The organism is Pseudomonas sp. LBUM1646 (genome assembly GCF_059716165.1).
In genome coordinates this window covers 2,730,352-2,748,528 of record NZ_CP166810.1, presented here as the reverse complement: position 1 = coordinate 2,748,528, position 18,177 = coordinate 2,730,352, and the positions used below count along the sequence as shown (strand labels likewise).

The 18,177-nt window shown below is 61.0% G+C and carries 13 protein-coding genes and 1 pseudogene; 5 read left to right on the top strand and 9 right to left on the bottom strand.

Going from position 1 to position 18,177, the window contains the following annotated elements; genetic code table 11:
- Positions 1–50 precede the first annotated feature (50 nt).
- Together ACA071_RS12645 and ACA071_RS12640 are read right to left on the bottom strand one after the other, a co-directional pair.
- Positions 51–776, bottom strand: coding sequence for a methyl-accepting chemotaxis protein (locus ACA071_RS12645; protein ID WP_497645297.1), 726 nt, complete (start codon positions 774–776; stop codon positions 51–53).
- A gap of 132 nt (positions 777–908) precedes the next feature.
- Positions 909–1,664: pseudogene (locus ACA071_RS12640) on the bottom strand (HAMP domain-containing protein); the annotation flags it as partial.
- Between the two features lie 317 nt (positions 1,665–1,981).
- Between ACA071_RS12640 and ACA071_RS12635 the strand changes: the two are divergent.
- Together ACA071_RS12635 and ACA071_RS12630 are read left to right on the top strand one after the other, a co-directional pair.
- Positions 1,982–2,296, top strand: a complete 315-nt coding sequence (locus ACA071_RS12635) for a DUF2388 domain-containing protein (RefSeq protein ID WP_497644652.1) — start codon at positions 1,982–1,984, stop codon at positions 2,294–2,296.
- A gap of 101 nt (positions 2,297–2,397) precedes the next feature.
- Positions 2,398–2,799, top strand: coding sequence for a hypothetical protein (locus ACA071_RS12630; protein WP_497644651.1), 402 nt, complete (start codon positions 2,398–2,400; stop codon positions 2,797–2,799).
- 12 nt (positions 2,800–2,811) lie between these two features.
- Here the strand turns inward: ACA071_RS12630 and ACA071_RS12625 are convergent, their stop codons facing one another.
- The 5 genes from ACA071_RS12625 to ACA071_RS12605 form a co-directional block, all read right to left on the bottom strand.
- Positions 2,812–5,241 (bottom strand): efflux RND transporter permease subunit, encoded by a 2,430-nt coding sequence (locus tag ACA071_RS12625; RefSeq protein WP_497645296.1) that lies wholly within the window; start codon positions 5,239–5,241, stop codon positions 2,812–2,814.
- 27 nt (positions 5,242–5,268) lie between these two features.
- Positions 5,269–6,345: a WD40/YVTN/BNR-like repeat-containing protein gene (locus ACA071_RS12620; protein WP_497644650.1), complete on the bottom strand. Its 1,077-nt coding sequence runs from the start codon at positions 6,343–6,345 to the stop codon at positions 5,269–5,271.
- Positions 6,346–6,497: 152 nt separating this feature from the next.
- Complete coding sequence (locus tag ACA071_RS12615; protein ID WP_497644649.1) at positions 6,498–7,862, bottom strand: DUF1329 domain-containing protein; 1,365 nt, start codon at positions 7,860–7,862, stop codon at positions 6,498–6,500.
- Positions 7,863–7,893: 31 nt separating this feature from the next.
- Positions 7,894–9,723: a DUF1302 domain-containing protein gene (locus ACA071_RS12610; RefSeq protein ID WP_497644648.1), complete on the bottom strand. Its 1,830-nt coding sequence runs from the start codon at positions 9,721–9,723 to the stop codon at positions 7,894–7,896.
- A 1,294-nt stretch (positions 9,724–11,017) separates the two neighbouring features.
- Positions 11,018–12,067: an AraC family transcriptional regulator gene (locus tag ACA071_RS12605; protein ID WP_497644647.1), complete on the bottom strand. Its 1,050-nt coding sequence runs from the start codon at positions 12,065–12,067 to the stop codon at positions 11,018–11,020.
- Positions 12,068–12,276: 209 nt separating this feature from the next.
- Between ACA071_RS12605 and ACA071_RS12600 the strand changes: the two genes are divergently transcribed.
- The 3 genes from ACA071_RS12600 to ACA071_RS12590 all read left to right on the top strand — a co-directional run bounded on the left by ACA071_RS12600 (position 12,277) and on the right by ACA071_RS12590 (position 15,525).
- Positions 12,277–13,938, top strand: a complete 1,662-nt coding sequence (locus ACA071_RS12600; RefSeq protein ID WP_497644646.1) for a GMC family oxidoreductase — start codon at positions 12,277–12,279, stop codon at positions 13,936–13,938.
- Positions 13,907–14,266, top strand: coding sequence for a hypothetical protein (locus ACA071_RS12595; protein WP_497644645.1), 360 nt, complete (start codon positions 13,907–13,909; stop codon positions 14,264–14,266). Before ACA071_RS12600 ends, ACA071_RS12595 begins: the two co-directional genes overlap by 32 nt.
- A 137-nt stretch (positions 14,267–14,403) precedes the next feature.
- A complete protein-coding gene (locus ACA071_RS12590; RefSeq protein WP_497644644.1) occupies positions 14,404–15,525 on the top strand; it encodes a CaiB/BaiF CoA transferase family protein in 1,122 nt (373 codons plus the stop codon).
- A 238-nt stretch (positions 15,526–15,763) separates the two neighbouring features.
- Here ACA071_RS12590 and ACA071_RS12585 read toward each other — a convergent pair whose 3' ends face one another.
- Together ACA071_RS12585 and ACA071_RS12580 are read right to left on the bottom strand one after the other, a co-directional pair.
- Positions 15,764–16,318, bottom strand: a complete 555-nt coding sequence (locus ACA071_RS12585; RefSeq protein ID WP_497644643.1) for a DUF2889 domain-containing protein — start codon at positions 16,316–16,318, stop codon at positions 15,764–15,766.
- Positions 16,315–18,090 (bottom strand): arylsulfatase, encoded by a 1,776-nt coding sequence (locus ACA071_RS12580; protein WP_497644642.1) that lies wholly within the window; start codon positions 18,088–18,090, stop codon positions 16,315–16,317. The genes ACA071_RS12585 and ACA071_RS12580 overlap by 4 nt, the downstream gene beginning before the upstream one ends.
- Positions 18,091–18,177: the final 87 nt, after the last annotated feature.

Sequence of the window (18,177 nt, the reverse complement as noted above, 5' to 3'; positions counted from 1 at the left end):
GGCGACAGGACCATACAGCACTTGGGCCGGTTGCCCCGCAAGGAAAGCGCTTAAAGCCTGAAGCGATCCACCGACTGCGACAACTGCCCCGCCAGCGTCGACAACTCATCCGTGGTCGAAGCCGTGCGGCCAATGACCTTGCTATTGTCTTCGGACATGCCGGCGATCATTTCCACCTGATGGGCGATTTCGTTGCTGGCCAGGCTTTGTTCGCCGATGGTGCGGCTGATGTCGTTGACCAGTTGCGTGGTGTTTAACGTCGCCTCAAGAATCTCGCGGATAGCGCGCTCGACGTCGGCAGTCACGGCCATGCCTTTGTCGACCTGAGCCACGCCGGCCTCCATGCTGGTGACGGCCTCGCGGGTGCTTTGCTGGATACGTGCGACCATCGCGGCGATTTCCTGGGTGGACGCGCTGGTGCGGCCCGCCAGGCTGCGGACTTCGTCGGCCACCACGGCAAAACCACGGCCCTGTTCACCGGCACGCGCCGCCTCGATGGCGGCGTTCAGCGCCAGCAGGTTGGTCTGGTCGGCGATGCCCTTGATCACCTGGATGATGCTGAAAATCCCCTCGGACTCCTTGTCCAGCGTGCGGATCACCTGGGCCGATTGCTGCGCCGAGCGGGCAATACCGTCCATGTCGCTGACCACTTGATGAATCACCTTGCCGCCGTCCTTGGCCAGTTCTTCGGCCTGGTTGGCCATGTTCAGCGCACGGTTGGCGTGGCGGGTGATTTCCTCGATGCTGGCGGTCATTTCGCTGGCCGCCGCAGCCATGGTGCTGGCGGCGACGCTTTGCTGCTGGCTGCTGCCAGCGACTTCGTGGCAGCCGTTGCTCAATTGCTGGCTCATGCCGCTGACACCGTGGGCGTTGCTGCGCACCACTTCGATCATGCCGCGCAAGTCCCGTTGCATGGTCGCCAGGGTGCGGATCAGGTTGCTGGCTTCGTCGTTGCCGGTGGGTTCGATGATCGGTTCGCTGAGGTTGCCATGGGCGATGCTGTCGGCGATGCGAATGGCCGAGCGCAACGGTCCCATGATGCTCAGAATCACCCAACGGCCCTGGGCTAACAGCAACAACAGGCTGGCGACGAGGACACTGCCAAGGGCGATGTTGGCGTGGCTGATGGCTTGTTGAGTGCCTTGGCTGGCTTGTTGAGTGTTGGTTTCAATCAGCTCGCTCAACGCCGACATCTCACCTTCCAGTTGGGTGAACACGCTGTTAAAGGAACTCAATTGCTGCTGTGCGGCCTCAGGATTTTCCAGTGCGACCCCAACAATGCGTTCGGCGGCACTGATGTAGGTGTCGAGGCTTGGCTTGATCTTGTTCAGACCGGCCATGATGGTGGCGTTGACCGGCAGCTTGAGGTTCTCACCCAGCACCTCACGAAAACGCGTCGCATGCTCCTCGATGGAACTGTGCACCTCGGCCTTGCTGCTGGTGCTTTTGCCCAAGCCCACCAGCATCGCCGACAACACGTCGGCGCGTAGCGCATCGTGCATCATGTCGGCTTCGAGGTGGTTGCGCAGCGCCGCCATGCTGACCTCGCTGTCGTTCACGGCCTGGGCCATCTGGGTGTTCCCCAGGTAACTGACCAGGCTCATGATCAATGCCGTGAGCAGGCCGGTGCCAATCAACAGAAGTAAACGTAGTTTTATGGACACTGGCTGTTTCCCTGTTGGACGCTGAAAATGGCGGTTCTGAAGAAGTTATCGACTCCAGCCTGTGGTTATTTAAGCCTATTTCCATACACGCGCTTGTTTGAGACCAACGGTGCACCCGCTCTCCTGTGCCGATCGCTTGAACGGATGTCCCCAATCCCTGTAGGAGCTGCCGAAGGCTGCGATCTTTTGATCCTGTTTTTAACAATCAAAATCAAAAGCTCGCAGCCTTCGGGGTTATGCGGAACTCCTGAGCCTCGCCGCACCTCCTAAGTAATGTGTTACTTCCTTTTCGCTTTACGCTGTTGGAGGACGACGCCATGCGCCGCATGTTACTCATTACTTCTCTGATGTTGTGCTTGCCCATCGGGTCAGCTCTGGCCGTAAGCGGCAAGGATGTCGCGACCTCGGCGGGTGTTTCCGCATCCCTGTATTCGACGTTCAAAGACCACAAAATGGTGATTCCAGCCCGGGATGACGTCTCTGCGTTTGTCGCCAGTAACGGCGCGATCCGCGGGGTCTACATGGAAGCGGTGTTGCAACAGATCCGTCAGGACAACCCAGGTCTGAACGCCACCGACGAAGACCTGGCCAACGCGATCCTCGTGCAGTACGAGGGGCCGGCCGCTCCCTAAACACCAACGTTTACCCGCGTGAGTAACAGGGGCAGGCTTGCATGGATGCCTGCCTCGAACACTCTGGGCAAAACCGCTCACGGGCCTCTATGATTGAGCCCATGACGACCCCGGCTCCGATTCGCTCCCCCTGCCCACCTGGCGCCTGCATCTGCGGGCGTGACCCGTTGCTGGAAACGCCCGGCGCGGATGTGCGCATCCTGTTCCTGACCCGCCAGGACGAAAAGCGCCTGCTCGAACGCCTGGAAAACCTCAAAGACCTCGCCGACCTTGCGCACCTGCAACAGCTGATGCGCGAGCGTTTGGGCATTCGTGTGGAATTGATCCCCAGCTTCAATGAGGTGCGGACCATGCGCGGTATCGGCATTCAGATCGAGGAACTGCCGGGCCTGTGCCGCAAGACCCGCGCCGCGATCCCCGCCGCCATTCGCCGCAGCCTGGAAAAGCGCCCGGAGATTGCCTACGAGCTGCTCAACGCCAATGACCTGTTGCACGATGCCTGATTGAGGTGTGGTCTAGCGCACTTTACGCAGCAGAAAGTGCGACAGCGCCGGAATCAGCACCAAGGCCCCGACCATATTCCAGATAAACATAAACGTCAGCAGGATGCCCATGTCCGCCTGGAACTTGATCGGCGACCAGGCCCAGGTAATCACCCCTGCCGCCAACGTGATTCCCACCAGCGCCACAACCTTGCCGGTAAACGCCACCGCATTGCGATACGCCTCGGTCAGCGACAACCCGGCACGCTGCTGCGCCAGTTGCACGCTCAGCAGGTACAACGCGTAATCCACGCCAATCCCCACACCCAGGGCGATCACCGGCAGCGTCGCGACTTTGACCCCCATACCAAGCCAGACCATCAGCGCTTCGCACAAAATCGACGTCAGCATCAATGGCACCACGGCCACCACGACCGCTCGCCAACTGCGGAACGTAATGAAGCACAGCACAATGACCGCGCCATACACATACAACAACATGGTCCGGTTGGCGTCGCGCACGACGATGTTGGTGGCCGCCTCGATCCCGGCGCTGCCGGCGGCGAGCATGAATTGACGCTCGCCGTTACTGTGCTCGCGGGCAAAGGTTTCAGCGACTTGCACCACGCGATCGAGGGTTTCGGCCTTGTGATCTGACAGGTAGGCGACGATCGGCATCATCGAACAATCGTTGTTGAACAGGTCAGGGCTGCTGACCGAAGCCTGCTGCGCGCCATAGTTCAGCACGTTCTGGTTGCGGGCGATGGTCAGCCATTTCGGATTGCCTTCGTAGGAACCGGCGGTGATCTGCCGTACCGCATTGACCAGCGACACGGTGGTTTGCACCCCGGGTTGCTGCTGTAAAAGCCAACCCAGGCGATCAGCCTCCACCAGCGTCTCGTATTTCAGGCAGCCTTCGCTGGGGGTCTTGAGCATGATTGCGAACTGGTCGCTGGATAGCGAATAGTTGGCGGTGATGTAGGCGTTGTCGCGGTTGTAGCGCGAATCGGCACGCAGTTCCGGGGCGCCGGGGTCCAGGTCGCCGATCTTGAGGTGATGACTGACGACAATCCCGCCCACCGCCAACATGCCCGCCACGGTCACGGCAATCGTGGCCCAGCGGCGTTCGGTGAACTTGTCGAGAAAACTCCAGAGCGCGCCCATGCCTTTACCGCGCAGCTCTTCGTTTTCCGCACGCAAACTGCGCACGGCAGCCTTGCGACTCACGCCCCAATAGGACAGCAGCACCGGCAGCAGCACCAGGTTGGTGAAGATCAGCACCGCGACGCCGATGCTCGCGGTAATAGCCAAATCCTGAATCACTGGAATATCGATCAACATCAACACCGCAAACCCCACGGCATCGGCCAGCAACGCGGTGAGGCCGGCCAGAAACAAGCGGCGGAAGGTGTAGCGCGCGGCGACCAGTTGATGGGTGCCGCGCCCGACGTCCTGCATGATCCCGTTCATTTTCTGCGCGCCGTGGGACACGCCGATGGCGAACACCAGGAACGGCACCAGGATCGAAAACGGGTCCAGGGCAAATCCGAACAGCGCCACCAGGCCGAGCTGCCAGACCACGGCGATGACGGAGCAGAGGATCACCAGCGCGGTACTGCGCACGCAGCGGGTGAAGTAAAAAATGATCGCCGTCGCAATCAGCGCGGCGGCGCCGAAATACAACATCACCTGCATCAGCCCGTCGAGCAGGTCGCCGACCAGTTTGGCGAAGCCGATCACACGGATCTTGAGCGGGCCCTTGCCCTCTTCCCCCGCCACATGGACGCGGCCTTCGAATTCGTATTGGTTGCGCAGTTTTTCTTCCAGGGTTTGGGAGAACTGGTGGTAGTCGATGCCCTGGCCGGTGACCGGGTCTTTCTCCAGCAGCGGTACGAAGATCATGCTCGACTTGAAGTTGTTGCCGATCAGGCTGCCGACGATCCCCGAACGCGCGATATTCTGTCGTAACTGCTGCACGCTCTGGGCCGACCCATCATAGGAATCGGGCATCACCGGGCCACCCTGAAAGCCTTCCTCGGTGACTTCGGTCCAGCGCACGGCCGGGGTCCAGAGGGACTTCATCCAGGCTCGATCGACGCCTGGGGTCACGAACAGTTCGTCGTTGATCGCCTTCAGGGCATCGAGGTAATGCGGGTCGAAAATATCGCCGTTGCTGCTCTCCACGACCACCCGCACCGCGTTGCCCAAGCCACGCAGGGCCTGACGGTTTTCCAGGTAGTTTTTGATGAAAGGCTGGCTCTGCGGGATCATTTTTTCGAAGCTGGCATTAAGTGTCAGCCGGGTCGAGGCGAAGAAGCTCAACGCCAGCGTCACTAGCAGACAGGCCAGTACCACCCACAACCGGTTGTTGAAAATCAGCCGTTCCAGGGCGTTACCGGAGCGCGCATCGAAGCCCTTGAGCTCGCGGATGACCGGCATTGTTTCGAGTTCGTAGTGACCCATCATGCTGTTCTCTTTGTTATGCCACGCTTATTCGAGGGGCAATTGCCGCAGACCACGGGTGCCCGCGAGCACCAGTGAATCGCCGCTGGCCATCTGCGCGGCGGCCACCGGGGCCAGTGTGGTGTTGGGTTGAATCTGGAAACTGACGCCGTCATCAACGCTGACCAGCACTTGCCCGGCCTGGCTGACCAGAACGATCCGGCCATCGGCGGTGACGGTACTGGCCGTGATGCTGATGGGCAGGCCAAGCTCGATTTTGTTCCAGCTGACGCCATCGTCAGTGCTGCGAAAAACATTGCCGCGCAGACCGAACACCAACGCGATACCAGGTTTGCCGGTGATGCCAAAAAAGCTGCCGTTGTAAGGCGTAGGCGTGGCCTTGAAGCGATCACTGGCGCGATCCAGTTTCAGCACCAGCCCTTGCTCGCCGACAATGAACAGGTCGTCACCCACCGGCCGTATCGCATAAAGATTCAATGCATTCGGGTTGTCGGTGCGTTCCAGCAACGGGGTCCAGTGCTGGCCGCCATCATCGGTGCGAAAAATCAGGTTGAAAGCACCAATGATGTAGCCGATACGGTCGTTCTCGAACCACACATCGAGAAAGGGTTTGTCGGCACCCTCCTCGACCATGCGTTGAGCGTCGGCGACCCGCGCTTGCAGCTCGGCATCATCCGGCTGGCTGGCGAGTTGCTGCTGGTAGTAAGCGAGCATGATCGGCCCGACCTGACGCCCGTCCAGTTGACGGCTCCAGGTCTGGCCGGCGTCGTTGCTGTGCAGCACTACGCCGTCGTGGCCCACCGCCCAGCCTTGTTGCGAACTTGGAAAGTTCACCGCAACCAGATCGGAACTGACCGGCACCGAGGCCTGCTGCCAGTGTTGGCCGGCATCATCGGAGTAAAGAATGTGCCCGCGCTGCCCCACGGCTACCACCCGCTCGCCGGCCCCGGCCAGCCCGGTCAACGTGGCGTGGGTCGCCAGGGCGCTGGGCAATGCAGGCGTATCGAGTACATCGGCAAATTCGCCGGCCACCGCCGGATGGGTAAACGGTACCGCTATCGCAGTCGCCAATGCGGCCAGTAAAAACCACTTGATCGTTGTCATTTTTATTATCTCGGGTTCAAACACCACCGATCCCTGTAGAAGCTGCCGAAGGCTGCGATCTTTTGATTTTGTTTTCGGCGTACTTGAAGGCACCGAAGATCAAAAGATCGCAGCCTCGTTTCACTCGGCAGCTCCTACAGGAATCGTGGGGGTTAACGGATGCCGGTGCCCGCCAGCGACTCGGCAGACCACTGTGCCTTGGACAGCGGCTCGATGTACTTCAAGCCACCGTAAGGACCGTAGAAACCGTTCATGTTGTAGGCCCCGGAAACCAGGTCATAAAGCATGTGGTTGATGGTGTCCGGGGCTTGCACGTCGTAGCTGTAAGTCAGGTGCGAGAAGCCGCCACGGTAGAGTTGGCCACGGGCGTCATATTCGTCGGACGCCAGGGCTATCCAGCTGTCCTCGTCGAGGTAGAAGGTGCGCTTGCTGTAGATGTGGCGTTTGCCCGGTTTCAGCGTGGCCTCGACCACCCAGACGCGGTGCAGCTCCCAGCGCAGCAGATCCGGGTTGACGTGGTTGGCCTTCATCACGTCAGCCGCGTCTTTGTGGTAGCTCAACTTGTAGGTGTTATACGGCACGTAGAGTTCTTTTTTGCCGACCAGTTTGAAGTCATAGCGGTCCATCGCGCCGTTGAACAGGAACGCATCGTCATAGGTCGCGGCGCCAACGGTGCCGGGGTTTGGCGTGTCGTAGGCCAGGTCCGGGGCGAGCTTCACCCGACGTTGTCCCGGCAAGTACTGCCAGGCGCGACGCGGCTGTTTCAACGGGTTGACCGAATCCATCAGCAACAGCGCTTCGCCGGCGCGACGGGCCGGGCCTGAGTAAGCCAGTTTGATTTTGTAGAACACCTCGTCGGCCGACACCGGCCCCACCGGACGTACCGGCGAGTACAGCGGGTATTCGATGAAGAAGTTGCCGGTGGAACTCAGAGAGGCGGCACCGGAGGAATCAACGTTCCAGGAATCGTACTTGTTGGTCATCGCTACGCCTTGGTAACGCAGCAAGTGGTTCCACATTGCTTCGTTACCGTCGGCCGGAATCGGGAACGGCACGCCAGGCAAGACGTTTTCAAAGCTCAGGCCGCCGTCGGTGGTCTTGGCGGTCACGGCGTTTTTCGCGGTGTTTTCCAGCACGGCTTTAGGCATGGCAACGCTGCGGTGGGTCGGGTACACGTCCAGACGATAAGTCGGGTAGCGGGTCAACAACGCTTGGGCGGTGGCGGTGAGTTTGTCTTTCTGCTCGGCGAGATTTTTGCTGGTGATCACCAGGCGCGGTTTCTCATTACCGAACGGGTCCGGGCGGAACGAGTCGCCGCTTTTGAACTCGGCCGGGACCGTGGTCAGGCCACCGGTATACGCCGGAATCGTGCCATCGGCATTGGCGGCTTTTTCCGCGCCGACGGCGGTCAGGCTGGTGCCCAGTTTCGCGGCTTGATCGGCGCTGACTGCCGCGTAGGCAGAGGTGGCAACGGTCAGCGCCAGGGCGCTGGCCAGGATGGATTTGATGAAATACATGGGTGACTCCTGTTAACGCACGGCTCTTGGTTCAGAGGGTGGTTTTGAATGTGAGGGCGACCATGCCGCGATCCTTGAGCTGCGCAGGGATACCGGCAAACGAAGTGGCCTGGCCAGGCACGCAGTTGTATTGGCCGTTGGCGCCGGGAGCGGCCCCATCGCCACGTGCCGCGGCATTGCCGGCGGAGCCGCAGGTGTCGAAGTCGCCGAAGTTATCGACGTACTTGAGGTCGAAGCGGTACTGGGTGCGTACGTCCATGCCCACGCCCACCGAGTAGCTGCCGGTGCCTTTGTTGCCGCCCAGTTGCACTGAGGACTGGCCCGCCAGGCCGACGTTGTAGCTGACCGGCAGGTACATATCGATGCCGGGAAATACCTGGTACCAGGTCGGGGTGAAGTTCATCCCCATGATGTAGTTGTCTTTGGTGACCTTATCGATGCCCTGGTACCAGTCATCACCTTTGAACAACTGCTGGTTGTCGGTCACGTCCAGCCAGCGGCTGTAAGCCACTTCCACCAGCAATGGCGCGGTGTCCCAGAGCGGTGTCGGACCGAAGGTGGTCAAGCCGTTGAGCACCGCGTGCACTGTGTTGCCGCGGGCCACGCCGTTTTCGCCGTTGAAACTGCTGATGACGCCCGGCTGCCCCGCCGCTGCCGGCGAAGGGTTGACGGTGGCCGGCACGCTGGACAGCGGCATGTTGTGGCGATAGTTCACGTCCAGCCCGAAACTGATGCCTGCAATGTTTTTCGCCAGGCTGATGCCGTAGATATCGATGTCATCCACGTAGAACTGGTTGTAACTGCCGGCGTTGCCCGAGATCAGCTGCGGGATGCCGACGGCGGTCGGTTGCAGGGCAATGTTGGGCAGCATGTCCGAGGTTTTGCGGTAGTAGAAACCGAGGGTGCCGTCCAGCCACTCTGGACTCCACTTGGCCATGACGCCGAAGTCACCGCTTTGGCTTGGGGTAAAGGTGTGGCCGTTTTGAAGGCGCAGGAATTGATTCGCTCCTACCGGTCCGGGCGTGCCGAAAAACGGGTTGGCGCCGCCGATCAGCGACAGGTTGTGCCCACCGTTCTGAATGCCGTCGTTAAAGCCCAGGTAGGTGCCGGACTCGGGAATGCGCGAGGCGTCCCAGCCGAAAAAATACTGCGCGGCCAGGGTCAATTCGGTGTTGATGGTGAGGCTGGTGGACAACTGTTTGCGCGGAATGAACAGCTCTTTGGATTCGGTACCCGGCACGGTCAGCGCTTTGGTCAAATCCAGGCCAGCCTGGCCATAACTGTTGCCATGGGCGAACGCCAGAATGCTTTCGCCCCAGTACACGTTGTGCTTGCCCAGCTTGCCGCTGAGCAGCGACTCGTCGCCGATCTCGGTGCTGCCGAACACAAAGGCGTCCAGAAATTCGGAGGACGGTCCGTTGTAGTAACGGTCAACGTAGCCACTCTGATGGTTCGAGTCCGGCCTGCCGTTGTTGAGTTGATTGGTCGACGGGTTAGTGCTGCCGGTGTCTTCATAGGCATGGTCGTACCAGCTGTTGGCGCTGACCCGAAACCCCATGTTCTGCTTGAATACCACATCCAGTTCCGACAACACGTCGAGGCGCTGGGACACCGGGCTGCCCGAGGAAAAATTACGGTTGCCGTCGTTGCTGTTCCACGTATTGGCCAGCTTGCTGTTCGGCACCTCGACACGTTGCGCGTAGTTGAGCTTGAGCGTGTTGTCGAAGCGTACCGACAGGTCGTCATTGCCGGTGTTGAACTCAAACCCGTAGACGGGACTCATGCCCAGCCCGGCGAGAACCGCCGATGCCAGGAGCCCACGTCGCAGATTTGGATGGCAGATCTTATTGTTGTTATTCATCTAGCGTGCTCGCCTTGGCTGATTCAAGAACATGCGACTGGCCGGCGTGCCACTTAACGGGGGCGTTGTCCGGATCGGTCGAAGCTGTTGTATCGCGAGCAGCCGGCAGGGTGCCGGTCAATTGGGCCAAATCGTCGGTCAGCGCAATTTATGGGGGAGCCGTTAAGAGAACCTCAGGCGAAACACACTCTTTTGTAGCAGCTGCCGAGGCACGAGGCTGCGTCCGACTCGTGTAGCAGCTGCCGAAGGCTGCGTCCGGCGGCGAAGCCGTCGTGAAATCAGGCGCTGCGGTGTTTCAGGGGGAACGCGTGCTCAGGTTTGACGACGGCTTCGCCGCCGAACGCAGCCTCGTGCCTCGGCAGCTGCTACATGGCCGATTGCTTCGCCAGTTGCGATTGATTCAAAGCCGGAGAAGGCTGCGTCCGATTCGTGTAGCAGCTGCCGAAGCACGAGGCTGCGTCTGACTCGTGTAGCAGCTGCCGAAGGCTGCGTCCGGCGGCGAAGCCGTCGTGAAATCAGGCGCTGCGGTGTTTCAGGGGGAACGCGTGCTCAGGTTTGACGACGGCTTCGCCGCCGGACGCAGCCTCGTGCCTCGGCAGCTGCTACGTGGCCGATTGCTTCGCCAGTTGCGGTTGATTCAGAGCCGGAGAAGGCTGCGTTCGGCTCGTGTAGCAGCTGCCGAAGCACGAGGCTGCGTCTGACTCGTGTAGCAGCTGCCGAAGGCTGCGTCCGGCGGCGAAGCCGTCGTGAAATCAGGCGCTGTGGTGTTTCAGGAGGACCGCGTGCTCAGGTTTGACGACGGCTTCGCCGCCGGACGCAGCCTCGTGCCTCGGCAGCTGCTACATGGCCGATTGCTTCGCCAGTTGCGGTTGATTCAGAGCCGGAGAAGGCTGCGTCCGATTCGTGTAGCAGCTGCCGAAGGCTGCGTCCGGCGGCGAAGCCGTCGTGAAATCAGGCGCTGCGGTGTTTCAGAGGGACCGTGTGCTCGGGTTTTGCGACGGCTTCGCCGCCGGACGCAGCCTCGTGCCTCGGCAGCTGCTACATGGCCGATTGCTTCGCCAGTTGCGGTTGATTCAGAGCCGGAGAAGGCTGCGTCCGGCTCGTGTAGCAGCTGCCGAAGGCTGCGTCCGGCGGCGAAGCCGTCGTGAAATCGGGCGCTGCGGTGTTTCAGAGGGACCGTGTGCTCGGGCTTGACGACGGCTTCGCCGCCGAACGCAGCCTCGTGCCTCGGCAGCTGCTACAAACCGAAAGCAGGCTCGGCAGCGGATACAAGTCGAGCGCAGGCTTGGCAGGCTCAGAACTGCTGACGGAAGTCCGTCGGCGACAGTCCGGTCCAGCGCTTGAAGGCGCGGGTGAAGTTGCTGGTGTCGCTGAAACCCAGCAGGAAAGTGATTTCGGTCACCGGCCGCGAGGCCTGGCGCAGGTAACTGCACGCCAGTTCCTTGCGCGTGTCATCGAGCAGTTGCTGGAAATGCGTGCCGCGCTGGGACAGTTTGAGCTGCAGTTTGGTCGGGCTCATGCACAGCGCACTGGCGACCTTTTCGCGGCTGCAGTCACCGTCCGCAAGGAACTCGATGATTTTCTGGGTCACGCCGGTGATCACGTCACTTTTGTCCAGCCGCGCCAGGTAACTGATGATGATGTTGTCGTTGACCTGAGCCAGTTCCGGGCAGGAACCGCTGAGCGCCTGGTCCAGGTCAGCCTTGTCGAAGACCAGCAGGCTGCTTGCCTGCCCGAACAACACTGGTGCCCGGAACAACGCCTCATACGGTCCGGCGCCTTCATGGGGCATCGGCCGGCACAATTCCACGCGCAGAGGTTTGAATTCCTGTGTGTAGAGCAAGCGCATGGTGCGAATCAGAAAGCCGAAAAACGCATCTTCGGTTTCGCTACTGAGGGCGAGCAGGTGATCGAAGCGCATCAACACCTGCTCGCCAGACTGGTCGAGACTGGCCTTGGCGACCTGGGACACCAGGCGAAAATAGCGCTCCAGGCGCCGACAGAAATCCATCAACGTGCCGCTGGCCGCCAACGAATAACCCAAGGCATGCAAGTGGGTCAGGTGAATGTGCTTGGCCACGGTCAGGCCGAAATACGGGTTGTTGGTTACATCGACGCAGGCGCGATACAACTTCGTCATTGTCGCGGCCGGCAGGCGGGTCATCGGGTCGGTGGAGACGTCCAGCGGAATGCCGATGGCGGTGAAAATCCGCTTGCTGTCCACGCCACTGGCGTCCAGCGCGCGGGCGATGGCCACGGTGTAGCTGCCGATGGTGGTGGGCTGCAACGCGTCTTCACGCAGCGATGTTTCGGTGCCGGGCCTATCGATTTCTGAACCTGACATGTGCCTGCCTGTTGGGGATGCGAAAGCCGATGTTCACCGCAGGCCCTGCATCGGTCAATGACCCACCAGGCCTGTGTCCGGGATATTCCGGTGCTTGGCGTGTTAGTCACCTGTCCGGCTGACCTTCGAATTCATTCAATTGACCGGTGGCGTCCCGGCGTTCTGCCCACAATGCTTTCAAGTTGTGCAGCGAATAAAGAGAAGAACGCATGAACGAGATCACGCAATTTGATTACATCGTAGTCGGCGCGGGCGCTGCCGGTTGCGTCGTTGCCAGTCGCTTGTCGGAAGATCCGAACATTTCGGTGTGCCTGCTCGAAGCCGGCGGCCCGGACAGCAACCCGCTGGTGCACATGCCCGCTGGCGTCGCCGCGATGGTGCCGACCGCGATCAACAACTGGCAGTACCAGACGGTGGCGCAGTCGGGGTTGAATGGCCGGGTCGGTTATCAGCCACGGGGCAAGACCCTGGGCGGCAGTTCTTCGATCAATGCCATGGCTTATCACCGTGGCCACCCGCAGGATTTCGACCGCTGGGCAGCCTTGGGCAACCCGGGCTGGAGCTATCAGGACGTGCTGCCGTTCTTCAAGCGCGCCGAGCACAACGAAAATTTCAGCGACCCGTTGCACGGCCAGAACGGCCCGCTCAACGTGCGCTTCCATTCCTCGCCCAACCCGTTTGGCGAAACCTTTGTCGAGGCCGGCATTCAAGCAGGCTATCCAGCGTGCCCGGATCAGAACGGCGCGAACATGGAAGGCTTCGGTCGTGTGCAAGTGATGCAAAAGGACGGACAGCGTTGCAGCGCGGCCAAGGCTTACCTGACACCGAATCGCCAGCGCCAGAACCTCATCGTCGAAACCCACGCCCATGCCACCCGGATCCTGTTCGACGGCAAGCGCGCGGTGGGTATCGAGTTCCTGCAGAACGGCATCAAGCGCACCCTGCGTGCCCGGCATGAGTTGATCCTGAGTTCCGGCGCTTTCAACTCGCCGCAGTTGTTGCTGTTGTCCGGCGTCGGCCCGAAAGGTGAACTGCTGAAATTCGATATTCCCATCGTGCATGAACTGCCCGGTGTTGGCCGCAACCTGGTGGATCATATCGATTACGTGCACTCCTACCGGGTCAAGTCGCGTCACTTGATCGGCCTGTCGCTGGCCGGTTTCTGGGACCTGACGAAAGCCGCATTGCGCTACTGGCGCCATCGCAGCGGCGCGTTGACCACTAACTTTGCCGAGGCCTGCGCCTTCGTCAAGACCGACCCGGCGCTGAAGCAGGCCGACATCGAACTGGCCCTGACCATCGCCATGTTTGCCGACCATGGGCGCACGCTGTATCGCGGTCACGGCTTGAGCGTGCATGCCTGCCTGCTGCACCCCAAAAGTGTCGGCCAACTCAGCCTCGCCAGCACCGACCCGATGGTGCCGCCGCTGATCGATCCGGCGTTCCTGACTCATCCCGATGACATCAAGACGCTGATCAAGGGTTACCGCGTGATTGAAAAAATCATGGCGACCCCGGCCTTCAAAGCACTCGACCCTCGGGGCGTGATTGATGCACCGATGAACACCGATGCCGAGATCGAACAGGTGCTGCGCGACCGCTCCGATACGCTCTATCACCCGGTGGGCACCTGCAAAATGGGCGCCGATGCCATGGCGGTGGTCGATGCACGGCTGAAGGTGCACGGCCTGGAAGGCTTGCGCGTGGTCGACGCCTCGATCATGCCGACTATCATTGGCTGCAGCACCACGGCCGCGACCGTGATGATCGGCGAAAAAGCCGCCGAGTTTATCCGCCAGGACCGCGCGGCCAATGCCGCTATCACTCAAAGGGACGATCATGAACCCAGCGCCGTTCATCACCACGCCTAAGTTGCTGACAGTTGCCGCCGTCGTCGAACTTGCCACCGGTGTGGCCTTGCTGCTCACGCCCGGTCTGGTGAGCACGGTGTTGTTGGGCATCGTCGGGACCGAGGTGACCAATCTGTTTGCGCGGTTTTTCGGGATTGCGCTGATTGCGCTCGGGATTGCTTGTTGGCCGCGGGCTGTTGGGGACGCGGCGGTTCGTGCGATGCAGGTCTACAACGGGGCGATTGCGCTGTACCTGGCCTACGTCGGTGTGTTCGTCAGCAGCGGGTTGTTGCTCTGGCCGGCGGTGGTGTTTCACGGAGTGATGACGGCGTTGTTGTTGCGTCGTTAACGTCAAAAGATCGCAGCCTTCGGCAGCTCCTACAGGGGACTTGTGCTCGACACGATCAACGTAGGAGCTGCCGAAGGCTGCGATCTTTTGATCTTCCTTCCTCCCCAAAATTTCCACTCATCCACAGGAGTACGCACATGGGCGTATTGGACGGCGTTCGTATCGTCGAAATTGCCGGCATCGGGCCGGGGCCGTTTTGCGGCATGTTGCTGGCGGACATGGGTGCCGAAGTGATTCTGGTAGAGCGTGCCGGCAGCAAGGGCGCTGACCTGCTCGACCTGGGCCCGCACGCCATCGTCAATCGCGGCAAACAGTCGATAGCCCTGGACCTCAAGGATCCCGAAGCCATCGAAGCAGTGCTGCGCCTGATCGAAGGCGCCGATGCGCTGATCGAGGGCATGCGCCCCGGCGTCATGGAACGCCTGGGGCTCGGCCCCGAAGTATGTCTGGCACACAATCCGCGCTTGGTCTACGGACGCATGACCGGTTGGGGACAGCAAGGTCCGCTGGCCCAGGCGGCGGGTCACGACTTGAACTACATCGCCCTGTCCGGCGCCCTGTGGTTCAGCGGCGAGGCCGGCCAGCCACCGATGGCGCCACCGACTCTGGTGGGTGATCTGGGCGGCGGCGCGCTGTACCTGGCGATGGGCATTCTGGCGGGGATCATCAATGCCAGCACCAGTGGCGTCGGCCAGGTGGTGGACGCGGCGATTGTCGACGGCAGCGCCAATCTGATGAACCTGTTGCTGTCGGCGCATGCTGCCGGGCAACAGCCTTTGGAACGTGGCTGCGGATTGCTCGATGGCGCCCATTGGGGCCGCACCTATGCCTGCGCCGATGGCCTGTTCGTCAGCGTGCAAGCGCTGGAACCGCAGTTCAACGCGCTGCTGTTCAACAAACTGGGGCTGGGCGACGATCCAGATTTCCAGAAGCCCTACGACCCACGGCTGTGGGGCGCATTGCGCGAGCGATTGGCGGCGGTGTTTGCCAGCCAGCCGCGTCAGCACTGGGTCGACCTGCTGGAAGGCAGCGACGCCTGCTTCGCCCCGGTCCTGACGCCAGCCGAAGCGATGGTGCATCCGCACATGGTCGAACGTGGGGTTTATTCGCGTAAGGAAGGCGTGCTGCAGGCGGCGCCGGCGCCACGGTTTTCGGCGACGCCTTCGGCAGTCGGCAATGTTCCGACCCGAGGCGAACACAGCACCCGCATTCTGCGCGGAGCAGGCTTGAGCGAAGAACAGATCCGGCGACTGATCTAAAAAACCACCGGCAGGTGCTGCCAGCCAGCAACTCAGAATTTGCGGCAACGCACTCTTTGTAGCCGCTGGCGAAGCCTGCGTTCGGCGGCGAAGCCGTCGTGAAACCTGAGCGCGCGGTCGTCCTGAAACACCGCGCTGCCTGATTCCACGACGGCTTCGCCGCCGAACGCAGGCTTCGCCAGCTGCTACCTCGGTTGTGTGTTGGCCATTGAGTGACATGGGGCCGAAGAGACCTGCCTCATTTTTTCAGGAACACCGCCACCGGACTGTCCTCGCGCAACGCATGACAGGTATTGAGCAACCCACCCGTGGCATTGCGATAAGCCTCCACATCTTCCGGCGTACGCGGCGCGACCATGGCGCGGGCCATGGGAATGGTCTGGAACGCCGTGGTGGCGATCGGCAGCAGCAATTCGGTCAAATGCACGCACCCGCCAATGCCACCGAACAACTCCTTGATCCGCCGCGAAAACCCCGCCCCGATTCGCTCCCCCAACAGCTTTTCATAGGCCGGCATGGCGCCACGACATTCACTGGTTGGCACATCAGGCATCGACACCTGCACTTCACGCACGATGAAGTCATCGTCCACGGTCAGCCGCATCCACATACCGTGATACGTTTGCCCTGGCGCGACGGTCCGGCCTTCGGCCAGGGTCACCGGATGGGTCTTGCTGTCGTTCAATCGACCTTCGATATCCCACAAGCCATCCGCGCGCAAAAAGCCCTGGCATTCAACCTTGCGCCGGTGAATCAACCGACGGCCCCACTCATCACTCTCATCGATCATCATTTAGCCGCCCGTTTGCGCCGACGACGCCACACCAGCACACCCACCAACACCACCAGCACTGCCAGTATCGGCGGCGCGGCAGCCTTGAGTTTGGGGATCACCACGTGCTTAAGGGCGTACAACTGCCCTTGGCGCATGTAGTCATAACCGGCGGGCATCGGCAGCACGCCGTTGATCCGGGCGTATTCGGCGTAGTCGGCTTGCATGGCGATAAAGCGCTCAGGCATTTGCCGTTGCAGGTCGTTCACTTCTCCGGGGTCGCTGGCGATGTTGTAGAGGTGCCATTGCTCGTTGCCCACTGGTTTGAGGCTTTTCACCAGTTTGTAATCACCCTTGAACAGCGCCGCACTGCCGGACAGTTCATAACCGATGGCCTGGTCTTCAGGGTGCACGCGATCCGTTGCCCCCTTGAGCACCGGCACAAGACTGTTGCCGATCAGCGGCTCGACGGCCCTGCCCTGATAGTTACCGGCGTGCGGCGCAATCCCGGCCACATCGAGCAACGTCGGGACGATGTCCGTTACATGGGTGAACGCTTTGACAATCCGATTGGTTGCCATGGCCGGCACGCCGGACACGATCAACGGCGTACGCAACCCGCCCTCGCCGGCGAAGAATTTGTAGCCGCTCAAAGGCGATGCGGCGGCGCTGGCCCAACTCGGGCCGATGCTGGTGAACGCACCTTTGCTGCCGAGACGATCGAGCTGGCGGGTGTAGTTCATTTCCAGCCACAACCGGATCGCCGGAATCGCGTAGGGATCGGTGGGTTCGCTGCCGTTGTCGGAGAGGAATACAAACACCGTGTTGTCGTAGTCGCCGGTGGCTTTGAGATGGGCGATCAAGCGGCCGATCTCTCGGTCCATGGTTTCGCCCATGCCGGCGTAGACCTCCATGCGCCGGGCTTCGTAGCGTTTTTCTTCGGGCGTGAGGGCCTCCCAATCAGCGGTGCTGGCCATGGTTTGCATGGCGGTGTCGGCGGGGATCAACCCCAGTTTTATGGCGCGATCCCGACGCTCCTGGCGCAACGCGGTCCAGCCCTGGTCATAACGGCCACGGTACTTGTCGATGACCTCTTTGGGCGCCTGCACCGGAACGTGATTGGCCTGGAAGCCGAGGTAGGCGAAAAACGGCTGACCGTCGCGCCGATCCTTGGCGATGTATTCCATGGCCTTGTCGACGATAAAGGTCGAGGAGTAGTAATCCTTGGGCAGATGCGCCGGCTGACCGTTCTCGAACCACGCGGCTTTGTCGTAAAGCGGCGCATAGGGCCGCTCCTCCCAGTTGTCGGAGCCGCTGTCGGCCTGAATGAATGACCGTTCGAAGCCGCGGTTGTTCGGCAAGGTGTCGGCGGTTTTGCCCAAGTGCCACTTGCCAGTGATGTAGGTGTGATAGCCGCCGTCCTTGAGCTGACTGGCCACGGTGATCGCAGTGTCGTTGAGCTCACCGCTATAGCCAGGTTTGCCCAGGTGTTCGTCGGGCATGGTTTCCGGCATGTTGCCGACGCCGTTGCGGTGGTTGTCGACCCCGGTCAGCAGCATCGAACGGGTTGGCGAGCAGGATGCGGTGACGTGGAAATCGGAAAAACGCACGCCTTCCCGGGCCAGGGTGTCGATGTTTGGCGTGGCGATTTCGCTGCCGAAGGAACCGACGTCGCTGTAGCCCCAGTCGTCGGCGACTAGGACGATGATGTTTGGGGGTTTGGGGGCGGCCAGGCCGTGGCTGGCAAACCCCAGGCACAATAGGGTCAGGGCAAGCGGTTTCATCGCAATCATCAAGGTTTCCTAGTTTTTTGTAGGAGCAAAGCTTGCTGGCGATGGCGATGTAACAATCAACATCCACATTGAATGTCTGACCGCTAT